Raw genomic sequence first — 19065 nt, 5'->3', positions numbered from 1 at the left:
GAAGAGGGGCGGGCGGGGGTCGAAGCGACCGAGCAGGTCGCCAGTGAAAGCCGGACGGACCGCCTCAGGATCCGCGCCGCCTGGATGTATTTCGTCGAACAGATGACGCAAAACGAGATCGCCGACGTGCTCGGCGTCGGTCGCGTCACCATCGTGCGCATGCTGGCCGAGGCGCGGGCGCGCAACGAGGTGAAGATCACCATCGAGAGCGAATTGTCGGAGATTGTACGGCTGGAGCGCGCGCTGGAGCGGACGTTCGGCCTGCAGCAGGCGCTGGTGGCGCCGCTCACCGCGCCCAATGCCGATCCGATCCCGGCGATCAGCGCCAAGACCGGGAGTTTCCTGTCCGACACAATGAAGTCAGGCATGCGCGTCGGCGTCGGCTGGGGCCGGACGCTGTTCTCCAGCCTGCCCTTCATCAGCGCCAAATCGCTCACGGACTTCAAGGTCATCTCGCTGCTTGGCGGTGTCGGGGTCGTGCGGCGCTACAACCCGGCCGAGTTCGCCTGGCGTTTCGCCCAGATCTTCCAGGGCGACGGCTATCTGATCCCAACGCCGGCCGTCGTCGACAGCGTCGAGACCAAGATCGCGCTGGTCGAGCGCTGCGGCCTGCAGGAGGTTTTTGAAATGGCCAACGTGCTCGATGCCGTTCTGCTGAGCGTCGGTGGCATTGCTTCGGCCACCACCTTCTCGCGCGGCGGCTTTCTCAGGGAAGCGGACCGGGAGGCCCTGCTCGAGCGCGGCGCCGTCGGCGACCTTCTGTTCCATTTCTTCGACCGCAATGGCGATCTGGTCGATCATCCCGTCAACAGCCATGTGATGTCGGTGGAGGTCGACCGTCTGCGCGCGGCGCCAATCCGCATCCTGACCTCCGGCGGCGAGGAGAAGACCGAGGCGCTGCTCGGCGCCATGAATTTGATCGCGCCGACGATCCTGATCACCGACGAGGAAAGCGCCAGGCGCATGCTCGAGGCGGTCAGCGCAAGCTGAAGGATCCCGTGATGTAGTCGGGCCAGGCCTGCTGCTCGTCGAAAACGGCGGCGAGATCCGGTGTGTCGGCCAATATGCCGCCGAGCACCAGCGCCGTGGCGATGCCGACACCGTTGCCGCCCGCTATGTCGTGCTCGACGCTGTCGCCGACGCAGACGACGCTGCCGCGGTCCGGCTCGCCGGCCAACGCCAGGGCGGCATCGAAAATCGCCGGATAGGGCTTGCCGATGCGGGTGACGTCGCCGCCCAGGCTTTCGTAGAGATCGGCGATCTCGCCGGCGCCGAAGCGGGGGCCGACCGCCGTCAGCATGATCCTGTCGGGATTGGTGCAGAAGCACGGTACCTGCCGCGTCGCTGCCCGGGCAAGTAGTTCGCGATAATGGTCGAGGTCATGGCGGTCGCCCTCGCTGGCCGAGATCAGCACCAGCTCGGCGTCTTCACCGGCCTCGGTCAGCACGAAGGGCAGGCCTTCGATCGCCGTGCGGTCATTGTCGCGGCTGATCAGCAGGCACTTTGTCCCCGGGCGCAGCTTTCCCGATGCCGCCCTGTCATTGAAGGACCGCCACGCCACCTCGCCGGAGGAGACAAAATGGTCCCAGCTTCCGGCTGCGAAGCCCAGTTTCAGCAGGCGGTCCTCGTTTGGCCTGGCGCGCTTGCCGGAATTGGAGATCAGCACCACTGTCTTGCCGGCGCGCTTCAGTGCCGACAATGCCTCCACCGCGCCTGGATAGGGAGCCTGGCCGTCATGCAGCACGCCGAACTGGTCGAGCAGGAAGGTCTGGTAGCGCTCCGCCAGCGGCCCGATGCCGTCGAGGTGTTCGATGTTTTTCGCGCTCATAGGAGTCCTGCCTTGCTTGCACCCTTCAGCGCCAGCCGCGCCGTGCCGGCGGCCGCCTCGTCGGAAAGCGTGGGCAGGAAATCGACGCCGAGCTTGCGCCGGCGGATCGCCGTCCAGGCCGCATTTGCCGCGCCGCCGCCGACGCTCCTGACCGAGGTCAGCACCGGTGCGCCGAGTTCGGCCAGCCTGTGGTAACCGAGTGCCTCGATCGCGGCCATGCCCTCGAACATCGCCTTGAGATAGTCGGCATCGTCAGCCGGCCTTGGGGTAAGGCGCGGCGGCAGGGCGGGATCGGCGACCGGGAAGCGCTCGCCAGCCGTACCGAGCGGATAGTAGTCGAGCCCGGTTTCTATCGTGGGGTCGATCGCGGTACTCAGCTCGATGATCCGCGCCAGCGAAAAATGCTGCGCCAGCACCTTGCCGCCGGAATTCGACGCACCGCCCGCCAGCCAGGCGTCGCCGAGGCGATGGCTGTAGATGCCGAAGCGCGGCGCCGAGATCGGCCGGTCGGAGAGGATCTTGATGGTCAGCGAAGATCCCAGCGCCGTGACGCCGTCGCCGGCGGCCGTGGCGCCCGTCGCCAGGAACGAGGCGCAGCCATCCGTGGTGCCGGCGACCACGGCCACATCGCGCGGCAGGCCGAACAGTTCCGCGGCGGCCGCGGTGAGGATGCCGGTGACGTCGCCCGGCTCGACGACATCAGGCAGCAGATCCATGCGCATGCCGGTCGCTGCGATCCAGTCCGGCCAGCGGCGTGCCTCGACGTCATAGCCTGTCTTCAGCGCATTGTTCTCGTCGCTGACATCGAAGCGGCCGGACAGGTTTCCAGCGATCCAGTCGGCCTGGTGCAGCATTGCTGCGGTGCCGGGCAGATGCTGGAACCGCAACGCCTTGGCGAGGCCGGAAGTCGCGTCGTGCGCGGCGCTCGCTTCCGGCGCTTCTCGGGCGACAGCGGCCAGGATGTCACCGTCGTCGACCTTGTCGTTGTACATCAGCGGTTCGGCCAGCGGCCGCCCCGCGGCGTCGACCGGCAGCAGCGTGCCCGACGTGCCGTCGACGGCGATGGCGCGGACCTCGGCGCGATCGATGCCCGAAAGCAGTTCCGTCAGAGCCGCCTGCACCGTTTGCCACCACGCCGAAGGGGCGCGGGGATCTTGGCCGAATCTGTCGAGCCGAACGGCGGACTGGCCGGCAATGGAAAAATCCGGGCGCATGGCAACGGCGCGCGCGCCCGACGTGCCAATGTCGATGCCGATGACGAGGGGCATCATGTCTTCAATCCTTTGCTAGCCGCCGGCGGCATTCAGCTTCTGGCGATACTGCTCGGCGTCCCAATTGACCAGTTCGTCGTTCTCGGCGGCGGTGAGATAGTTCAATCGTGCCGCGGCATCGACGCGTGCCGTGACATCGGCGAGGCAACGTAGCATGGCGTCGGCCCCGGCACTGGCGTCGCCGCGCATCAGCACACCGGCGCCGGGAAACAGGATCGCCATGGGGGCGGTGCCGCGCCGCGCGGTGACACTGGCTGCATCTTCGCCAGGCCTTGCCACGACCGAGCCCTGACCGAGGAAGATGACATGGTCCGGATAGAGGCTGCCGGCCTCCGCCATGCGTCGGCTTTGCGGATCGAGCGCGACCGCATGCGCTTCGACATCCGTCGGCAATCGGTAGGCGCTGCCGCCGGCAAGCGCCGTCAGGGCGGCAAGATCGGGCGCGGCGGTCGCGCGCGCCGGCCGCGCCAGCAGCGAGCGGACGCGGCGGAGCAGACGCTCCGCCTCGCCGACGGTTTCCGCGGCAACGACCAGCCCGTGATTGCCGAGGATCAACACATCGACACCAGGCCGCAGTTTCTCGGCAATGCCACGGGCAAGCGGCAAGCCGGGCCGAAAATAGGGCACATAGGCCCATTCGATGCCGGCGAGCCGCCTGGCGACCTCGGCCTCGCCATCGGCCTGCACGGCAAGCGCAATCGTGTCGACGCAATGCACATGCAGCACCACACGCTGCGGCATCAAGGCGTGCACCGTGGTCTCGATCGACGGGCGCAGGCCGCGCGGGTTGAGTTCCTCGATGGCGAAGGCCTGCGGCGTGTCGGCGGCGGGATCGCGCTCTTCGACCGCCTCGAGCAGCGGCGCCATCGCCACCGGCACCATGATGTCGTCGCTCAGCGCATCCTTCAGCCAGGTGCCGGAGGCCTTGATCCACAGCGTGTCGCCGGCCTTGAGCGAGGTGTTGCCGCCTGCCGCCTGGGTCATATGCGGGTTGAGCCCGATGCTGGCCGAAAGCGCCCGCAAGGCCGCTAGTTCCTGCGCGTCAGCTTGGGTTGCCATGGCGCCTTTCCTTACACGCTTGCACGAAAACCCGTCGCCCGGGCCGCCGTTGGCGCTGATATCGCAGATATGAGTGATCTACGTCAACGGTGATCTACTATCGTCAAAACTGGCTTGCAATCTAACTGATGTTGAGTAAGTTGCACCAATTGCCGTGGAAAAATGGCATTGGGAGGAAACAGTTGAGCGATTCCGGCCGCCAGCGTCAGATCGTCGAACTGCTGCGGGACCGCCCGTTCGCCTCGGTGCGCGAGCTGCAGGAGCGGCTTGGCGTTTCGGCGGCGACGGTCAGGCGCGACATCGACCGGATCGACGAAGCCGGCGAGGCGCGCAAGGTCTATGGCGGCATCTCGGCGCTTGACGGCGCCTCGCAAGCGGGCGTCGCCTATGCCCGGCCCTATGACGAAAATCGCGACCTCGCGGTCGAGGCCAAGCGGCAGATCGCCGCTGTCGCGGCGACCATGGTGCGCGACGGTGACGCGGTCATCGTCCACGGCGGCTCGACGTGTTTCCATCTCGGTGTCAAGCTCGCCGACCGCAACATCCGCCTCTACACCAATTCGATGCCGCTCGCGGCCTATCTCAGCGACCATGGCCATTGCAGCCTGACGGTTGCCGGCGGCGACCTGCATCGCGAACCAGGCATCATCCACTCGCTGACCCCGGCGACGCCCTTCTACGCCTCGAAATTCTTTCTCGGCGCGCAAGGCCTCAACCAGGAAGGGCTGCTGGAATCGCATCCGCTGCTGGTGCGCTCCATTGTCGACCTCAGCCTCTGCGCCGACCAGATCGTGGTGCTGGCCGACAGCCGCAAACTGTCGATCCACGCGCGCAATGTCGCCCTGCCGCTGTCGCGCATCGGCACGCTGATCACCGATGACGGCCTTTCGGATGCCGATGCGCGCATGCTGGAAGATGCCGGTGTCATGGTGCGGATTGCCTCCACCTCGGGAGCCGTTCCGTGAAAGTGGCGGTGCTCGATTTCGGCAAGACCAATTCGAAGCTGTTCGTCTTCGGCCAGGACGGACGCATCCTGGACGAGCGCCGGACCCAGCCGAAATGGGTGCGCCAAAACGGCTTCAGCGTGCTCGACGAGGCCGGCCTCCATGATTGGGCGCTCGGTGCCCTCGCCGATGCGGTCGAAAACCATGGCGTCGAAGGGGTGATGGTGTCGGGCCATGGCTGCACCTTCGCCCTGGTGGACGACACGGCGCTGACGCATCCAATCCTCGACTATGAGCAGGAGCCGCCGGCCGAAATCGCCGCCCGGATCGATCGCCGCATTCCGGATTTTGCCGAAACGTTCTCGCCCCGCCTGCCGCTCGGCTTCAATTATGGCCGTCACATGCTGTGGCTGCAGGAGGTCGATCCAGACGCATTCGCGGCGGCGACATCGATCCTCGGCTATCCCCAATACTGGAGTTGGCGGCTCGGCGGCAGGCCGGTTTCGGAAGTATCCTATCTCGGCTGCCATTCGCATTTGTGGGCGCCACGCAGCCAAGACTTTTCCTCGCTGGTCAATGCCGAGGGGTGGCGCGGCCAGATGCCGGCCTTCGAGCGTGCCGGCGCGGTCATCGGCGAGCGGCATCTTGGTGACGCGGCACGGCCGATCTCCATCCATAACGGCGTCCACGACTCCAATGCGGCCCTGCATGCTTATCGCCGCCAGAAACTTGGCCCGCTGACCGTGGTGTCGACCGGCACCTGGGTCGTCGTGCTCAATCCCGACTGCCCGCTGGAAGTGCTCGACCGTGACCGCGACATGCTGGTCAATGTCGATGTCGACGGCGGCCCGGTGCCGACCATCCGTTTCATGGGCGGCCGCGAATTCGCTGCCATCAGCGGCGGCTGGCAAGGCGCGATCCCGCATGGCTCGCTACAGCAGGCGATCGACGCCGGCATCATGGCGCTGCCGAGTTTCGCGCCGGGCGGGCCGATGCCGGACCATGCCGGCCGGCTGGTCGGGCGCACGCCCGATGCCGGAGAACGCGCGGCAGTGGCGCTGCTTTACGTGGCGCTGATGGTCGATCTCTGCCTCGACCTAATCCATTCGCAAGAGACCGTCATCGTCGACGGCGGGCTGAACACTGGCGGCCTGCTTGCCGGACTGTTGGCTGAACTGCGTCCCGGCCAGGCCTTCCTGCAGGGCGCCTCGCTGGAAGGCAGCGCCATGGGCGCGGCGGCGCTCGCTTTCGAGAGCGTCGGGCGCGACTTCGCCGCCGAGGCGCCGGAGCCGGTGCAGGCGGCACGTTTCGGCGGCCTTGCCGGCTATCGCGACGCCTGGCGCGATCACGTTGGCGGGCAGGGCGCCGCCGTCAAGTCGGCGGGTGGTGCACGATGACAGCGACCGCTCAGACGCAGGCGATCCGCCAGCCGGTGCTGGAGATGCGCCACATCTCCAAGACCTTCGGCGCGATCCGCGCGCTTCAGGATGTTTCGCTCACCGTCCGTGCCGGCGAGTTGCACGCGCTGATGGGCGAAAACGGCGCCGGCAAGTCGACGCTGATGAAGGTGCTGTCGGGCGCCTATCGGCCGGATGCCGGTGGCGAGATCCTGATCGATGGCGTGCCCGCCGCGACCGGCGATCCGATCAAGGCGCGCGCCGCCGGCATCGCGGTGATCTATCAGGAGCTGTCGCTGGCGCCAAACCTGACGGTGGCGCAGAACATCTTCCTCGGCAACGAGCCGCGGCGCTTCGGCATCGTCGACCGCGACCAATGCAGCCGGCGGGCGAACGAAATCATCGCGCGGCTCGGCGTCTCCTTCTCGGCGCGTGCGCTGGTCTCAAGCCTGTCGCTCGGCGAGCGCCAACTGGTCGAGATCGCGCGGGCGCTGTCGACCAATGCGCGCATCATCGTCATGGACGAGCCGACGACGTCGCTGACCTCGCGCGAGACCGACAGCCTGTTCGAAGTGATCGCGACGCTGAAGGCACAGGGCATCGCCATCATCTACATCAGCCATCGCATGGAGGAGGTCTACCAGCTCGCCGACCGTGTCAGCGTGCTGCGCGACAGTGGCTATGTCGGCACGCTGGAGCGCGCGGACCTCAACGCCTCGCGGCTGGTGTCGATGATGGTCGGCCGCGATCTCTCCGCCTTCTACAAGAAGGATCATCGCCCGCCGGACGCGAAGCGCGCCATCGCCCTCTCGGTGCGCGGTATGTCCGACGGGCGCCTGCTGAAGAACTGTTCGTTCGACCTGCACAAGGGCGAGGTGCTGGCTCTCGCAGGTCTCGTCGGCTCCGGCCGTACCGAACTCGCAAGGCTGATCTTCGGCGCCGACAGGCGCAGCGCCGGCACGCTGGAACTCGACGGCAAGCCGATCTCCATCGGCTCGCCGCGCGAGGCGCTGGATGCCGGCATCGCCTACCTCACCGAGGACCGCAAGGAACTCGGCCTGTTCCTCGACATGTCGATCTCCGACAACATCAGCATGGGCGTGCTGGCCAGGGACGCCCGGGCCGGCGGATTGCGTGACTTCGCGGCCGCTGAAAGGCGCGCGGCAAAGGCCATTGCGGACCTGTCGATCCGCACCCGCTCGGCGCAGGCCAATGCTGGCTCGCTGTCGGGCGGCAACCAGCAGAAGGTGCTGCTCGCCCGGCTGCTGGAGACCGAGCCGAAGGTCGTCATCCTCGACGAACCGACCCGCGGCGTCGACGTCGGCGCCAAGTCGGAAATCTACCGCCTGATCGACAATCTCGCCAACAGCGGCATCGCCATCCTGATGATTTCAAGCGAATTGCCCGAGGTGATCGGCGTCGCCGATCGCGTGCTGGTGATGCGCGATGGCGCCATAGCAGGCGAGGTGACGGCATCCGGAGGCGAGCCGCTGCGCCAGGAAGCGATCATGGAACTTGCGACGGGAGCGGCCCAGGAATGACCGACAAAACGATGACCAGCGCGGATCAGACGGTCAGGAGCCGGCGGCTGCGCACTGCCTTCGCCGCGCTTGGCATGCTGCCGGTGCTGGTGCTGCTGGCGGCCGGCTTCCAGTTCATCAATCCCCGCTTTCTCACCGAGACCAATCTGCTCATCGTCACGCAGCAATCGTCGATCAACATCGTGCTGGCCGCCGGCATGACCTTCGTCATCCTGACCGGTGGCATCGACCTGTCGGTCGGCTCCATCCTCGCCGCCGCGGCGATGGTGGCGGTGCTGGTGTCGCTGGTGCCAGATTGGGGACTGCTCGGTGTGCCTGCAGCCATCCTGGCCGGCCTTGGCTTCGGGCTCATCAACGGGCTGCTCGTCGCCTATATCAGGCTGCCGCCCTTCATCGTCACGCTGGGGTCGCTGACGGCCGTGCGCGGCATTGCCCGCCTGCTCGGGCAGGACACGACCGTGTTCAACTCCGACCTGCCATTCGACTTCATCGGCAATGGTTCGCTGCTTGGCATCCCGTGGCTGGTCGTCATCGCGCTGTCGGTCGTGGTGCTGTCCTGGCTGGTGCTCAAACGCGCCGTGCTCGGCACCTGGATCTATGCCGTCGGCGGCAATGCCGAGGCGGCGCGGCTGACCGGCATCAAGGTGCCGCTGGTGCTGCTCTTCGTCTATGGCGTGTCCGGCCTGCTCGCCGGCCTCGGTGGCGCCATGTCGGCGGCGCGGCTCTATGCCGCCAACGGCCTGCAGCTCGGCCAGTCCTACGAACTCGACGCCATCGCTGCCGTCATCCTTGGCGGTACCAGTTTCGTCGGCGGCGTCGGTTCGATCTGGGGCACGCTGATCGGCGGCCTGATCATCGCGGTGCTGTCCAACGGGCTCATCTTGGCCGGTGTCTCGGACATCTGGCAGTACATCATCAAGGGATTGGTCATCATCGTGGCGGTCGCCCTCGACCGCTACCGGCTCCAGGCAGGGGCAAGAACGTGAGTGACCTGGTCGCCGGCATCAACGACCGGCTTGTGTAACGCACCGCGAGAGGCGCGGTGCATCAGGAGGAAGTAAGCGTAATGAAGATCATCGCCAAACTGCTCTGCGGCGCCGCGTTCGCGGCCGTCGCCATCGCGCCGGCATCGGCCAAGGACCTCAACAAGGTCGGCATCTCGGTCGGCCTGCTCGGCAATCCCTTCTTCGTCGCCACCATCAAGGGCATCGAGGACGCGGCCAAGAAGATCAATCCGAAAGTCGAGGTCACGTCGGTGTCGGCTGACTATGACCTCAACAAGCAGGTTTCGCAGGTCGATTCCTTCATCGCCGCCGGCGTCGACGTGATCATGCTCAACGCAGTCGATGCCAAGGCGATCGCGCCGGCGGTGAAGAAGGCACAGGCTGCCGGCATCATCGTTGCCGCCTTCGACGTTTCGGCGCCGGGCGCCGACGTCACGGTGATGACCAACAACGTCAAGGCCGGCGAGGAGGCCTGCCAGTATCTGGTCGATCATACCGGCGGCAAGGGTGACTACGTCATCCTCAACGGTCCGGCATCGTCGTCGATCCTGGAGCGGGTCAAGGGCTGCAAGAACGTGCTTTCGCAGCATGCCGACATCAAGATCCTGTCCGACGACCAGAACGCCGAAGGCTCGCGCGACGGCGGCCTGAAAGTGTTCCAGTCGCTGCTCACCCGCTTCGACAAGATCGACGCGGTGTTCGCCATCAACGATCCGACGGCGATCGGCGCCCAGCTCGCCGCCAAGCAGCTCAACCGCTCCGAGTTCATCTTCACCGCGGTCGACGGCGCGCCGGATATCGAGAAGGAGCTTTCTTCCGGCACTTCCATGATCAAGGCCTCGGCGTCGCAGGATCCCTATGTGATGGCCGGCCAGTCGCTGACAATGGCGGCGGAGCTGCTCGCCGGCAAGAAGCCGGCGGAGCCGACCGTCCTGCTCGATCCCAAGCTGATCACCGCCGAGAACCTGAAGGACTACAAGGGCTGGACCGCCGCCCGCTGATCACTGCAACAAGCGCGGCCGGACTTATCCGGCCGCGCCCATTACCATCGCCACAAACCGGAGACGATCATGGCGCGTATCGGAATCCATTCTTTCGTCTGGTCGGCAAGCTCGGCGCAGAGCGCGCTCGAACGCACGCTGGCCAACACCAGGGAGGCCGGCTTCGACCTGATCGAATTCTCCTATCTCGACCCGGCAGATGTCGACATTGGCGCGCTCGCCAAGCGCATCGCCGATCTCGGCCTCGGCGTGGCGATCAGCATCGGATTGCCTGGTGATGGCGACATATCGAGCGCCGACAAGGCGGTCGCCGCGCGCGGCGTCGAGATCCTCAACCAGACCATCGCGCTGACGCGCGACCTTGGCGGCAGCAAGGTCGCCGGCATTCTGTCGGCCAGCCACGGCCTGCAGGTTGAAGCGCCGACGCGCGATCAGTGGAACCGCAGCGCCGGAACTCTGGCCAAGGTCGCCGAGACGGCGAAGGCGGCCGGCGTCACGCTCAATCTCGAAATCGTCAACCGCTTCGAAAGCAATCTGCTCAACACCGCCGCGCAAGGACTGGCCTTCATCGAGGACACCGGTTCGGACAACATCTTCCTGCATCTCGACACATTCCACATGAACATCGAGGAAGCCGATGTCGGGCTGGCCATCCGCCACGCCGCCGGCAAGATCGGCTATGTCCATATCGGCGAGAGCCATCGCGGCTTCCTCGGCACCGGCAATATCGACTTCGCGGGGATATTCGATGCGCTGACCGCCATCGGCTATGCCGACGATCTCAGCTTCGAATCCTTCTCGTCGGAGATCGTCGACGAGAACCTGTCGAAGAAGACCGCCATCTGGCGCAATCTGTGGACCGACAATATGGCGCTCGCCAAGCACGCGCGCACCTTCATCGGCCTCGGGCTGGAGACGGCGCGGCGCAAGGCGGAACTCGTCTCGGCCCGTCATAAGCCATAGGGCGGCCGCGGGCCGCGGGACTATCCAGGTCGTGCTGCCTGGATGCGCAAACGCCGCTCGTTATCATCGCGCGCATGCATTGCTCCCGTCCTATGCATCGGCTATCCGACCTCAGCGACATAGGAATCTGAAGGAGCCTGGCATGACGAACAAGACGATCCTCAAATTTGGCCCCGTCGAACACGCGGAAGCCGGTGACCTGCCTGGCTGGATCGTGGTCGAGGGCCATCCGACCATGCAAACCGCCGTCCAGCACACGACCGCGGACGGCAAGGTGATGTCGGGCACGTGGCGGGCGTCGCCCGGCACCTATCACGCGACCTACACCGACTATGAGTTCGTGCACATGATCGCCGGCCGCATCATCATCACGCCCGACGGTGGCACACCGGTCGAAGTCGGTCCCGGCGATGCTTTCGTGGTGGAAGCCGATTTCAAGGGAACCTGGAAGATCATCGAGCCGGTCACCAAGCATTTTGTGGTCAGGGTCGGCTGAGGCGGCTTGTTCGCTTAGCCCGCTGATGGTCGTCGCCATGGCGGATATTTGGTGCTGACCGCATAGCGCCAGCATCGGAGAGCTTCCAACAGCCATGGCGTCGGGCCAACCAGGCGGCCCAACGCAGCATTGATCTGGCCGGGCATCGGCAGTCTGCTAGGGTACATTCCTGGTGTTCAACGACTGATCGAGGAGACGACCGATGCATCGGCGTGGTTTTCTGGCGGCAGGTCTTGCGACGGTTCTTGTGAGTGAGCGCGCCGTCGCCCAGATGAAGATGGACGACATGCCCGGCATGGATATGGGCGGCCACGCAGGCCACGACATGGGCGCGGCGCCACAAGGCGCGGCCGTTTTGCGTGAGGGCGACGCGTTGCGCCAATTGCCGCAGCTCGCCAACGAAGCCAGCACGCCCGGCCTGTTCAAGGCGACGCTGACGGCCGGATCCGCCACGGCGCGTTTTGCGGAGGGACTGGACACGCCGATCCTAGCCTATAACGGCACCAGCCCCGGGCCGCTGATCGAGGCGGTCGAGGGCGACCGGGTCGAGATCACCTTCGCCAACCGGATAGCGGACGAGGCAAGCACCATCCACTGGCACGGCATGCCGGTGCCGGCCGATCAGGACGGCAACCCGATGGACCCGGTCGCCACCGGCTCCGATCGCACCTACAGTTTCGATCTGCCGGAAGGCAGCGCCGGCTCCTACTGGTATCACCCGCATCCGCACGGCAAGACGGCAGAGCAGGTCTATCGCGGCCTTGCCGGCGCGTTCGTGGTCAAGTCGAAGACCGATCCGATCCCGGCCGCCTATGGCGACACCGTGCTGGTGTTCACCGACCTGCGCCTTGCCGCCGACGGCACCTTGCCCGACAACACGATGACGGACCTGATGAACGGGCGCGTCGGCGACCATGTGCTGGTCAACGGACAGAAGAATCCGACGCTGACGGTGCCCTTGGGCGCGAAGCGGCGCTTCCGGCTTTACAATGCGACCAACGCGCGGTTTTTGCGGCTCTCCTTCGACGGCGCGTCGATGACAATCATCGGGACGGACGGCGGTCTGCTGGAGAGCCCGGTCGCGGCCGGCGACATCCTGCTCAGCCCGGCGGAACGGCTTGAACTGGTCGTCTCTTTCGACAAGCCCGGTGCGGCCGCGCTTACCACGCTAGACTATGACCGCGGCTGGATGGGTCCAGGGCGACCAGCCGATGCCGGGTTGACGCTGTTGACGGTCAATGTTTCCGAAACGCCGGCCGAGCCGGTCCCACCACTGCCCGACAGGCTGCGGCCGATCGCGCAACTCGGGACTCCCGCCGTCAGCCGGCGTTTCGTCTTCACCGAAACCATGGCCATGAATGCCAGCGGCATGGAGATGGGGTTCCTGATCAACGGCGCCGCTTTCGACATGAAGCGCGTCGACGTCGTCGCCAAGGCTGGGCAGGTCGAACTCTGGGAGATCGTCAACCAAGCGGACATGGACCATCCATTCCATGTGCATGGGACGCAATTCCAGGTGATTGAGCACGAACGCGGCGGCAAGGTATCCAAGCCGGCCTATCGCGCCTGGAAGGACACCGTCAACGTCGCGCGCGGGGAGACGGTGCGGCTGCTGTTGCGGCAGGACCGGCCGGGGCCGAGGATGTATCACTGCCACATCCTCGAGCATGAGCAGCTCGGTATGATGGGCATTGTCGACGTGCAGGCATAGTCCGGCGTGGCGGCGCTCTATGGCGCACTGTTCCTCAGTGCGTTCCTCGCCGCAACCGTCCTGCCGGTTTCGTCGGAGGCGGTGCTTGCCGGCCTTGTCGTCTCCGGCCGCGGTGATCCCGCGTTGCTGCTTGCCGTCGCCACGGTAGGCAACACGCTCGGCTCCGTGGTTAACTGGGTTCTGGGGCGTGGCATCGACACACTGCGGAACAGAAGCTGGTTCCCTGTCACTGCGGATCGCTATGAACAGGCATGCCGGACGTTCCGGCGCTTTGGCGAGTGGACGTTGTTGTTTGCCTGGCTGCCGGTCGTCGGGGATGCTTTCACCCTTGCGGCGGGGGCTGCACGCGTGAACCTCGGCGTGTTCGTCGCTCTTGTCGCAACAGGAAAGGCCGCACGCTATGCGGTGATCATTGCGGCAGGGTTGTGGGCGACGGCGTGATCAGCCGTTACACGTCGTTCTTGGAATTGCTCTGGTCCTGAGAGGCCGTGCGCGATCGGCCAAAAACCATGCTTTGCATGACACCATCGCGCAACAGCACGAAATGCGCGAGGGCAGCCAGGACGTGAATACCGGCAAGTCCAAGCAGTATCCAGACCAGCTTCTGATGCACGAACGCGAAGCCCCTTGCCGACAGCGCGCCGACCGATGGCGCCAACGGCACGGGCAAGTCTCCGAAAAGCCGTGCGGGAGGCATGAAAGGCATTGGCCGGTAGCCCAGCCATCCCGTTATCAGGACGGCGAGGATCGTGGCGTAGAGAACCATGTGGAAGAAGGCCGTCGCAAACCGCATCAACCGTGAGGTTGGCCTGGCGGGCGGCCGGGTGAAGATGCGCCAGCAAAGCCTGAGGACGATGATGGCCAGGATCGTCACGCCGACCGACATGTGAAGCGGCAGCCAGTTCATCATCGCCATGCCCGGCCCCCGCATCGGCCCGAAGGCAATGGCGATTTGCGCCGCGAGCGCGATTACGGTCAGCCAATGCAGCAGACGAATGCCGAAATGCCAATGCGAGCGAGGTTTCCCGCTCACCTCCACTGCCCGACGGTTATCAAGGGTGCGCATGGTCAGGCGAGCCAGTTTTCTATCGACGGTCCCAGGACATGCAGATCGGCATCGCTCAGTTCGTGGCCCGCAGGCACTGTTAGCGCGGACACTGTCGCGTGACGCTCGCTCAGGACCGACGCAAGACCGGGGAGAAGCGATGCATAGGGATCATCGCGTCCCTCGATCATCACTATCCGGCAGCCCGACAGATCTGCGTCCGGCCGGGCCTCGAGGACCAGTGAGGGGCGAAGCAGGATGGTGCGCTGGGCCAGGGGCGGATGCAGCAGCATGGCCGCCACAAGGAAGTTGGCGCCGTTGGAATATCCGAGGAACGCCAGTCTGTTCGTGTCCAGCCGATAGCCGCCGATCGCACCATCCACGAAGGCGGCAAAGGCGGCTGCCTCGGCCCTTATGTCGGCTTGATCGAACGCTGTTGCCGAAAACCGGCGGAACCAGCGCAAGGTGCCTTCTTCGACGCTGCGCCCGCGCACCCCCAGCAAGGCAGCGCGCGGCGCCAGGCTCGCCGCGAACGGCATCAGGTCGGCCTCGTTGCCGCCGGTCCCATGCAACAGAACGAGCGTCGTGCCGTCCGGGTCGGATGGCACATGGAACCGGTGCACGAAGGGCAGGTCGAGATAGCGTACGCGGTCCTCGCCAGGCAACGAAAACTGCGGCAGCCGCGTGCGGATGGCCTCCGCCCGCTCGGCGTCGGAAGGCGGAACGAAGAGCACCGAGCCGAGGGTTTCGATGGGTTCATCGACCATCATTCCGGGTCCGTCCGTTGCGAGTTCGAACAAGGTCTCTCCGGGCTCCCGGACGTAGAGCGATACGAAATATTTGCGGTCGTGAACATTGATGGCGCTGGAGTTGAGGCTTGCAAGCCGGCGTTCCACCGTCTCCAGCGCAGCGACGTCCGGCGTGCGGAAGGCGATATGGTCGACGACGCCGGTTCCCGGCGCACCCGGCCAGAAGCCGACAGCGTCACGGACATCGACAACGTCCCCACTGTCCGAGACGAGGCGCTGCACGGTCCCGGCGTGCTTGAGCGGGCGATAGCCGAAATAGTCCTGCAGGAATGCCGACGTCTGCTCGGCGACCGCCGAGAAAATCGTCGCGCCGCGGATGCACTGGATTGCGTTGGCCGGCTCGATTCCCTGGCTGTCGGCCGGTGGCCCATGCGCGGGCAGCGCGCTTCCGACGATCTTGATCGCTACGCCATCCGGGTCGGTCAGGCGCAGCACCGGCTCGCCGAATTCCTGCGTCGGTCCGCTCGCATTCAGTCCGAATTGCAACGACCGCATGATCCAGAAGCCGATGGCGCCGGGCTGAACGGACAGCGCGACTTCCGCGACTTGACCGAGGCCAATCCGGCCGGGTGATCCGTCCTCCCACACGAGGAAAGTGATCAGGGATCCCGGCGAACCAATGCTGTCGCCATAACACAGATGCAGTTGCTCGGCGTCCTCGAAACCACCCGTCCGCTTGACCAGGCGCAGTCCGAGAAAGCCGACATAGAAATCGACGTTGGCCTGGACCTTGCGTGTAACCAGCGTGATGTGGTGGATGCCCGATGTCATTCGGCCGATGCCTTCCTCAACCGTTCCTGGCCATCATCGGCGCGTGCCGGTCATCCGAGTTGAACAAATTGCTTTGTGGCAACGCCGCCGCCGAATTGCTGGGCACGGCCGCCTTCGGGGTCAAATAAAGCGCGCAAAAGCTCCGCGCTCCAGTCTAGTCAACCTACTGGCCAAGTCGCACTCCATGTTGTTGGCTCTGACAAATAGGTCAGTTCGCAGCATCTCTGAACTCTCGAAAATTACCGGCATCCATCGCGCGGACCTAAGCAGGGCATTGCCGCTAGCATTTCTCGCTCCGGCGATCGTAGACGGCATCTTGTCGGGCAATCAACCTGCCAACCTAACTGCGCGGCGACTGGCTCGGCTCGCTGATCTACCGGTTGATTGGACCCAGCAGCAGCCCTCTTGGGCTTTCGCAACCCGGATCCACTCTGCTTTCCGTTCAGTGAGAGACGAGCTATCCCGCTGCATCAGAGTGGTGATCCCGACAGGAATCGAACCTGTGACCTACAGATTAGGAATCTGCCGCTCTATCCTACTGAGCTACGGGACCACGCGGCCCGACACATAGCCGCTTCGGACCGTTTCGCCAAGAGGCCGGCCGCATGCAATCGGCCAGCCTTTTGCGCAGCAGCCATCAGGCGGCGAGCGCGGTTTCCGCCAGTTTCACCCAGTAGCTCATACCGTGCGGGATGGCCTCGTCGTTGAAATCATAGGCCGGGTTGTGAAGACCGGCAGTGTCGCCATTGCCGATGAAGATGAAGGCGCCGGGGCGGGCTTCCAGCATGTAAGAGAAATCCTCGCCGCCCATCACCGGCTGGATGCCGCGGTGGACGTGGGCGTCGCCTGCGACGGTTGCGGCGATATCGCTGGCAAACACCGTCTCCTCGGCATGATTGAAGGTGACGGGGTAATTTGCCTGGTAGTCGACCTCGATCTTGGCGCCGAAGGCGGTCGCCAGACCGTCGCAGATGGTGCGGATGCGCTCCTCGGATTTTTTGGCGATCTCCTTGCGCAAGGTGCGCACGGTGCCGGCGATCTCTGCCGATTCGGGAATGATGTTGTAGGCGTCGCCGGCATGGAATTTTGTCACCGAGACCACCACGGCCTCGACCGGATCGGTGCTGCGCGAGGCGATCGTCTGCAGCGCGCCGACCAGCTGGCTGGTGATGACGATCGGGTCGATCGTGCCGTGTGGCATGGCGGCATGGCCGCCCCTGCCTTTCACGGTGATGGTGAATTCGGCCGTCGCCGCCATGATCGGACCCGGGCGAATGGCGAACTGGCCGACAGGCAGGCCCGGCATGTTGTGCATGCCAAAAACCTTCGAGATGTCGAAGCGCTCCATCATGCCGTCCTTGACCATCTCGTTGCCGCCGCCGCCACCTTCCTCGGCCGGCTGGAAGATCACCGCCACGGAGCCGGCGAAATTGCGCGTCTCGGCGAGATATTTGGCTGCACCCAAAAGCATCGCCGTGTGGCCATCATGGCCGCAGGCGTGCATCTTGCCCGGAACGGTCGAGGCGTAAGGCTTGCCGGTGATTTCGTTGAGCGGCAGCGCATCCATGTCGGCGCGCAGGCCGATGGTGGCGCCTTCGCCCTGGCGGCCGCGGATGATGCCGACGACGCCGGTCTTGCCGAGGCCGGTGACCACATCGTCGCAACCGAACTCCTTCAGCTTTTCGGTGACGAAAGCCGCCGTCTTGAAGACATCGAAGTTCAGCTCCGGCGTCTGGTGCAGATGCCGGCGCCAGCCGGCAACTTCGTCCTGCATTTCAGCGGCGCGGTTCAGGATTGGCATGATGGTTCCATTCGTTGTTGGAGCAGCCGGCTTCAGCCTGGTGTTCTGCAATTGTGCCCCGGGTTTTGCAATTGTGCCCGGGGTTTTGGAATTGTGATTGTCAGGCACTTTGCCATGTTGGCGTCACATAGGGTAAATAGCACCGCACCGATGCAGTCCGTTTTTGAGGGACGGACTCATTATGCTGGCGGTCACGTAACGAAATCTTACGGAGCCAGGGGCGACTACGGCAAGAGGCGATTTCGGATTAGATCATGCGGCACAGGCATTTCCTCAAACTATTCCCGGCTGGCGCAATCATGCTGTCGGTCCTGGCTGGGCCGGCGCTGGCCAATCCGGTGGTTGTCTTCGACCTGAAGAACGGCCAGATCCTGCAGCACCAGGACGCCTTCAAACGCTGGTATCCGGCCTCGCTCAGCAAGCTGATGACCGCCTATGTGACCTTCCGGGCGATCGCGGCGGGCGAAGTCCAGCTCGATTCGCCGATCAAGGTGACCAAGCACTCCGCCGGCGAACCGCCAAGCAAGATGGGTTTCAAGCCGGGCTCGGTGATGCGGCTCGACAATGCGTTGAAGATGATGTTGGTCAAATCGGCCAATGACATTGCCATGGCGGTCGGCGAGAATGTTGGAGGTTCGCAGGCCGCCTTCGCCGAAAGGATGAACGCCGAGGCGGCCCGGCTCGGCATGAACGGCACCCATTTCGTCAATCCCAACGGGCTTTACTCGCCCGACCAGTACACGACGGCGCGTGACCTTTCAGTCCTGGTGATGGCGATCCGCCGCGAGTTCCCGCAATATGCGCCATGGTTCTCGATCGAGGGCCTCGCTGTCGGCAAGAAGGCCATTCCGAATTACAATCTCCTGATCGGACGCTATCCCGGCGCCGATGGCATGAAGACGGGTTTCGTCTGCCCTTCCGGCTTCAACATGATCGGTTCGGCGACGCGCAACGGCCGCACGCTGGTCGCGGTCGTGCTTGGCGAGAAGTCGGCGGTCAGCCGTGCCGAGGCCGCGGCAAAACTGCTCGACCAGGGGTTTGACACGCAAGCCGCCGGCCCGGCCACCGTCGCAACACTGGCGCCCTATGGCGACACGGTTTCGCCCAACGACATGCATGACGAGGTCTGCAAGAAGAAGACGAAGGAGGAGCAGTCCGAGGCGCCACCGGCCACTGCGGCCAAGGACGCGCCGAAATCGCCCTATCAGGAGAAGCTCGACCATGTGCCGACGCTGGTTGCCGTCGGCCTCGGTGGCGCCACCGGTCCGGCGCCGAAGGCGATGCTCGACCAGGGCGGCCAGGAATATGCCGACGTGCCGATCCCAAGCTGGCGGCCCGATCGGCCGGCGCCGACCGGCGCCGACCCGGCAGTGGTGGGTTCAGCAGCTCAGGGTGACCAGCCGGTCAAGGCCGCGAACTAACCT

General features: G+C 65.1%; 17 protein-coding genes and 1 tRNA gene. 11 read left to right on the top strand and 7 right to left on the bottom strand.

The features are described from left to right. A partial coding sequence (locus tag CKW40_RS33635) for a sugar-binding transcriptional regulator (protein WP_244571392.1) occupies positions 1-990 on the top strand: 990 nt, incomplete at its 5' end. Here the strand turns inward: CKW40_RS33635 and CKW40_RS33630 are convergent. Genes CKW40_RS33630 through CKW40_RS33620 form a run of 3 tightly spaced genes read right to left on the bottom strand, consistent with a single transcriptional unit; the run spans position 977 to position 4158 of the window. Continuing rightward, positions 977-1828: a TIGR01459 family HAD-type hydrolase gene (locus tag CKW40_RS33630; protein WP_095204034.1), complete on the bottom strand. Its 852-nt coding sequence runs from the start codon at positions 1826-1828 to the stop codon at positions 977-979. The genes CKW40_RS33635 and CKW40_RS33630 overlap by 14 nt on opposite strands. Continuing rightward, the gene (locus tag CKW40_RS33625) at positions 1825-3099 is read right to left on the bottom strand and encodes an FGGY-family carbohydrate kinase (protein WP_095204033.1); all 1275 of its coding nucleotides are present in this window, start codon (positions 3097-3099) and stop codon (positions 1825-1827) included. The genes CKW40_RS33630 and CKW40_RS33625 overlap by 4 nt, the downstream gene beginning before the upstream one ends. 15 nt (positions 3100-3114) lie before the next feature. Then, complete coding sequence (locus CKW40_RS33620; RefSeq protein WP_095204032.1) at positions 3115-4158, bottom strand: class II aldolase/adducin family protein; 1044 nt, start codon at positions 4156-4158, stop codon at positions 3115-3117. Positions 4159-4340: 182 nt separating this feature from the next. Here CKW40_RS33620 and CKW40_RS33615 point away from each other — a divergent pair, with 182 nt between their 5' ends. The 9 genes from CKW40_RS33615 to CKW40_RS33575 all read left to right on the top strand — a co-directional run bounded on the left by CKW40_RS33615 (position 4341) and on the right by CKW40_RS33575 (position 13656). Continuing rightward, a complete protein-coding gene (locus tag CKW40_RS33615) occupies positions 4341-5123 on the top strand; it encodes a DeoR/GlpR family DNA-binding transcription regulator (protein WP_095204031.1) in 783 nt (260 codons plus the stop codon). After that, positions 5120-6499 carry an FGGY-family carbohydrate kinase gene (locus CKW40_RS33610; protein WP_095204030.1) on the top strand — a complete coding sequence of 460 codons (1380 nt, stop codon included), beginning with the start codon at positions 5120-5122 and terminating at the stop codon, positions 6497-6499. The genes CKW40_RS33615 and CKW40_RS33610 overlap by 4 nt, the downstream gene beginning before the upstream one ends. Further along, a complete protein-coding gene (locus tag CKW40_RS33605; RefSeq protein ID WP_095204029.1) occupies positions 6496-8040 on the top strand; it encodes a sugar ABC transporter ATP-binding protein in 1545 nt (514 codons plus the stop codon). Before CKW40_RS33610 ends, CKW40_RS33605 begins: the two co-directional genes overlap by 4 nt. After that, the gene (locus CKW40_RS33600) at positions 8037-9026 is read left to right on the top strand and encodes an ABC transporter permease subunit (RefSeq protein WP_095204028.1); all 990 of its coding nucleotides are present in this window, start codon (positions 8037-8039) and stop codon (positions 9024-9026) included. The genes CKW40_RS33605 and CKW40_RS33600 overlap by 4 nt, the downstream gene beginning before the upstream one ends. A gap of 80 nt (positions 9027-9106) precedes the next feature. Then, on the top strand, positions 9107-10045 hold the full coding sequence (locus CKW40_RS33595) for an ABC transporter substrate-binding protein (protein WP_095204027.1): 939 nt from the start codon (positions 9107-9109) through the stop codon (positions 10043-10045). Positions 10046-10114: 69 nt separating this feature from the next. Then, positions 10115-11008, top strand: coding sequence for a sugar phosphate isomerase/epimerase family protein (locus CKW40_RS33590; protein WP_095204026.1), 894 nt, complete (start codon positions 10115-10117; stop codon positions 11006-11008). A 142-nt stretch (positions 11009-11150) separates the two neighbouring features. Continuing rightward, positions 11151-11504 carry a cupin domain-containing protein gene (locus CKW40_RS33585; RefSeq protein WP_095204025.1) on the top strand — a complete coding sequence of 118 codons (354 nt, stop codon included), beginning with the start codon at positions 11151-11153 and terminating at the stop codon, positions 11502-11504. Positions 11505-11706: 202 nt separating this feature from the next. Then, positions 11707-13215, top strand: coding sequence for a multicopper oxidase family protein (locus CKW40_RS33580; RefSeq protein WP_095204024.1), 1509 nt, complete (start codon positions 11707-11709; stop codon positions 13213-13215). A 6-nt stretch (positions 13216-13221) separates the two neighbouring features. Next, positions 13222-13656: a YqaA family protein gene (locus CKW40_RS33575; RefSeq protein ID WP_095204023.1), complete on the top strand. Its 435-nt coding sequence runs from the start codon at positions 13222-13224 to the stop codon at positions 13654-13656. 7 nt (positions 13657-13663) lie between these two features. On the opposite strand, the gene CKW40_RS33570 is transcribed toward CKW40_RS33575, so the two are convergent. From CKW40_RS33570 to CKW40_RS33555, 4 genes are all read right to left on the bottom strand, one after another. After that, a complete protein-coding gene (locus CKW40_RS33570; RefSeq protein WP_244571391.1) occupies positions 13664-14248 on the bottom strand; it encodes a cytochrome b in 585 nt (194 codons plus the stop codon). 35 nt (positions 14249-14283) lie between these two features. Beyond that, positions 14284-15840: a VOC family protein gene (locus CKW40_RS33565; RefSeq protein ID WP_095204021.1), complete on the bottom strand. Its 1557-nt coding sequence runs from the start codon at positions 15838-15840 to the stop codon at positions 14284-14286. A gap of 476 nt (positions 15841-16316) precedes the next feature. Next, positions 16317-16393, bottom strand: a tRNA-Arg gene (locus tag CKW40_RS33560). Positions 16394-16477: 84 nt separating this feature from the next. After that, on the bottom strand, positions 16478-17641 hold the full coding sequence (locus tag CKW40_RS33555) for a M20 aminoacylase family protein (RefSeq protein WP_095204041.1): 1164 nt from the start codon (positions 17639-17641) through the stop codon (positions 16478-16480). A gap of 254 nt (positions 17642-17895) precedes the next feature. On the opposite strand from CKW40_RS33555, the gene CKW40_RS33550 reads away from it, so the two are divergent. After that, positions 17896-19062 carry a D-alanyl-D-alanine carboxypeptidase family protein gene (locus CKW40_RS33550; RefSeq protein ID WP_095204020.1) on the top strand — a complete coding sequence of 389 codons (1167 nt, stop codon included), beginning with the start codon at positions 17896-17898 and terminating at the stop codon, positions 19060-19062. Positions 19063-19065: the final 3 nt, after the last annotated feature.

Origin of the sequence: Mesorhizobium carmichaelinearum (assembly GCF_900199455.1) — a bacterium.
Classification (GTDB): domain Bacteria; phylum Pseudomonadota; class Alphaproteobacteria; order Rhizobiales; family Rhizobiaceae; genus Mesorhizobium; species Mesorhizobium carmichaelinearum.
Note: the sequence above shows the minus strand (reverse complement) of the source record. Positions and strands in the feature narration are given on the sequence as shown.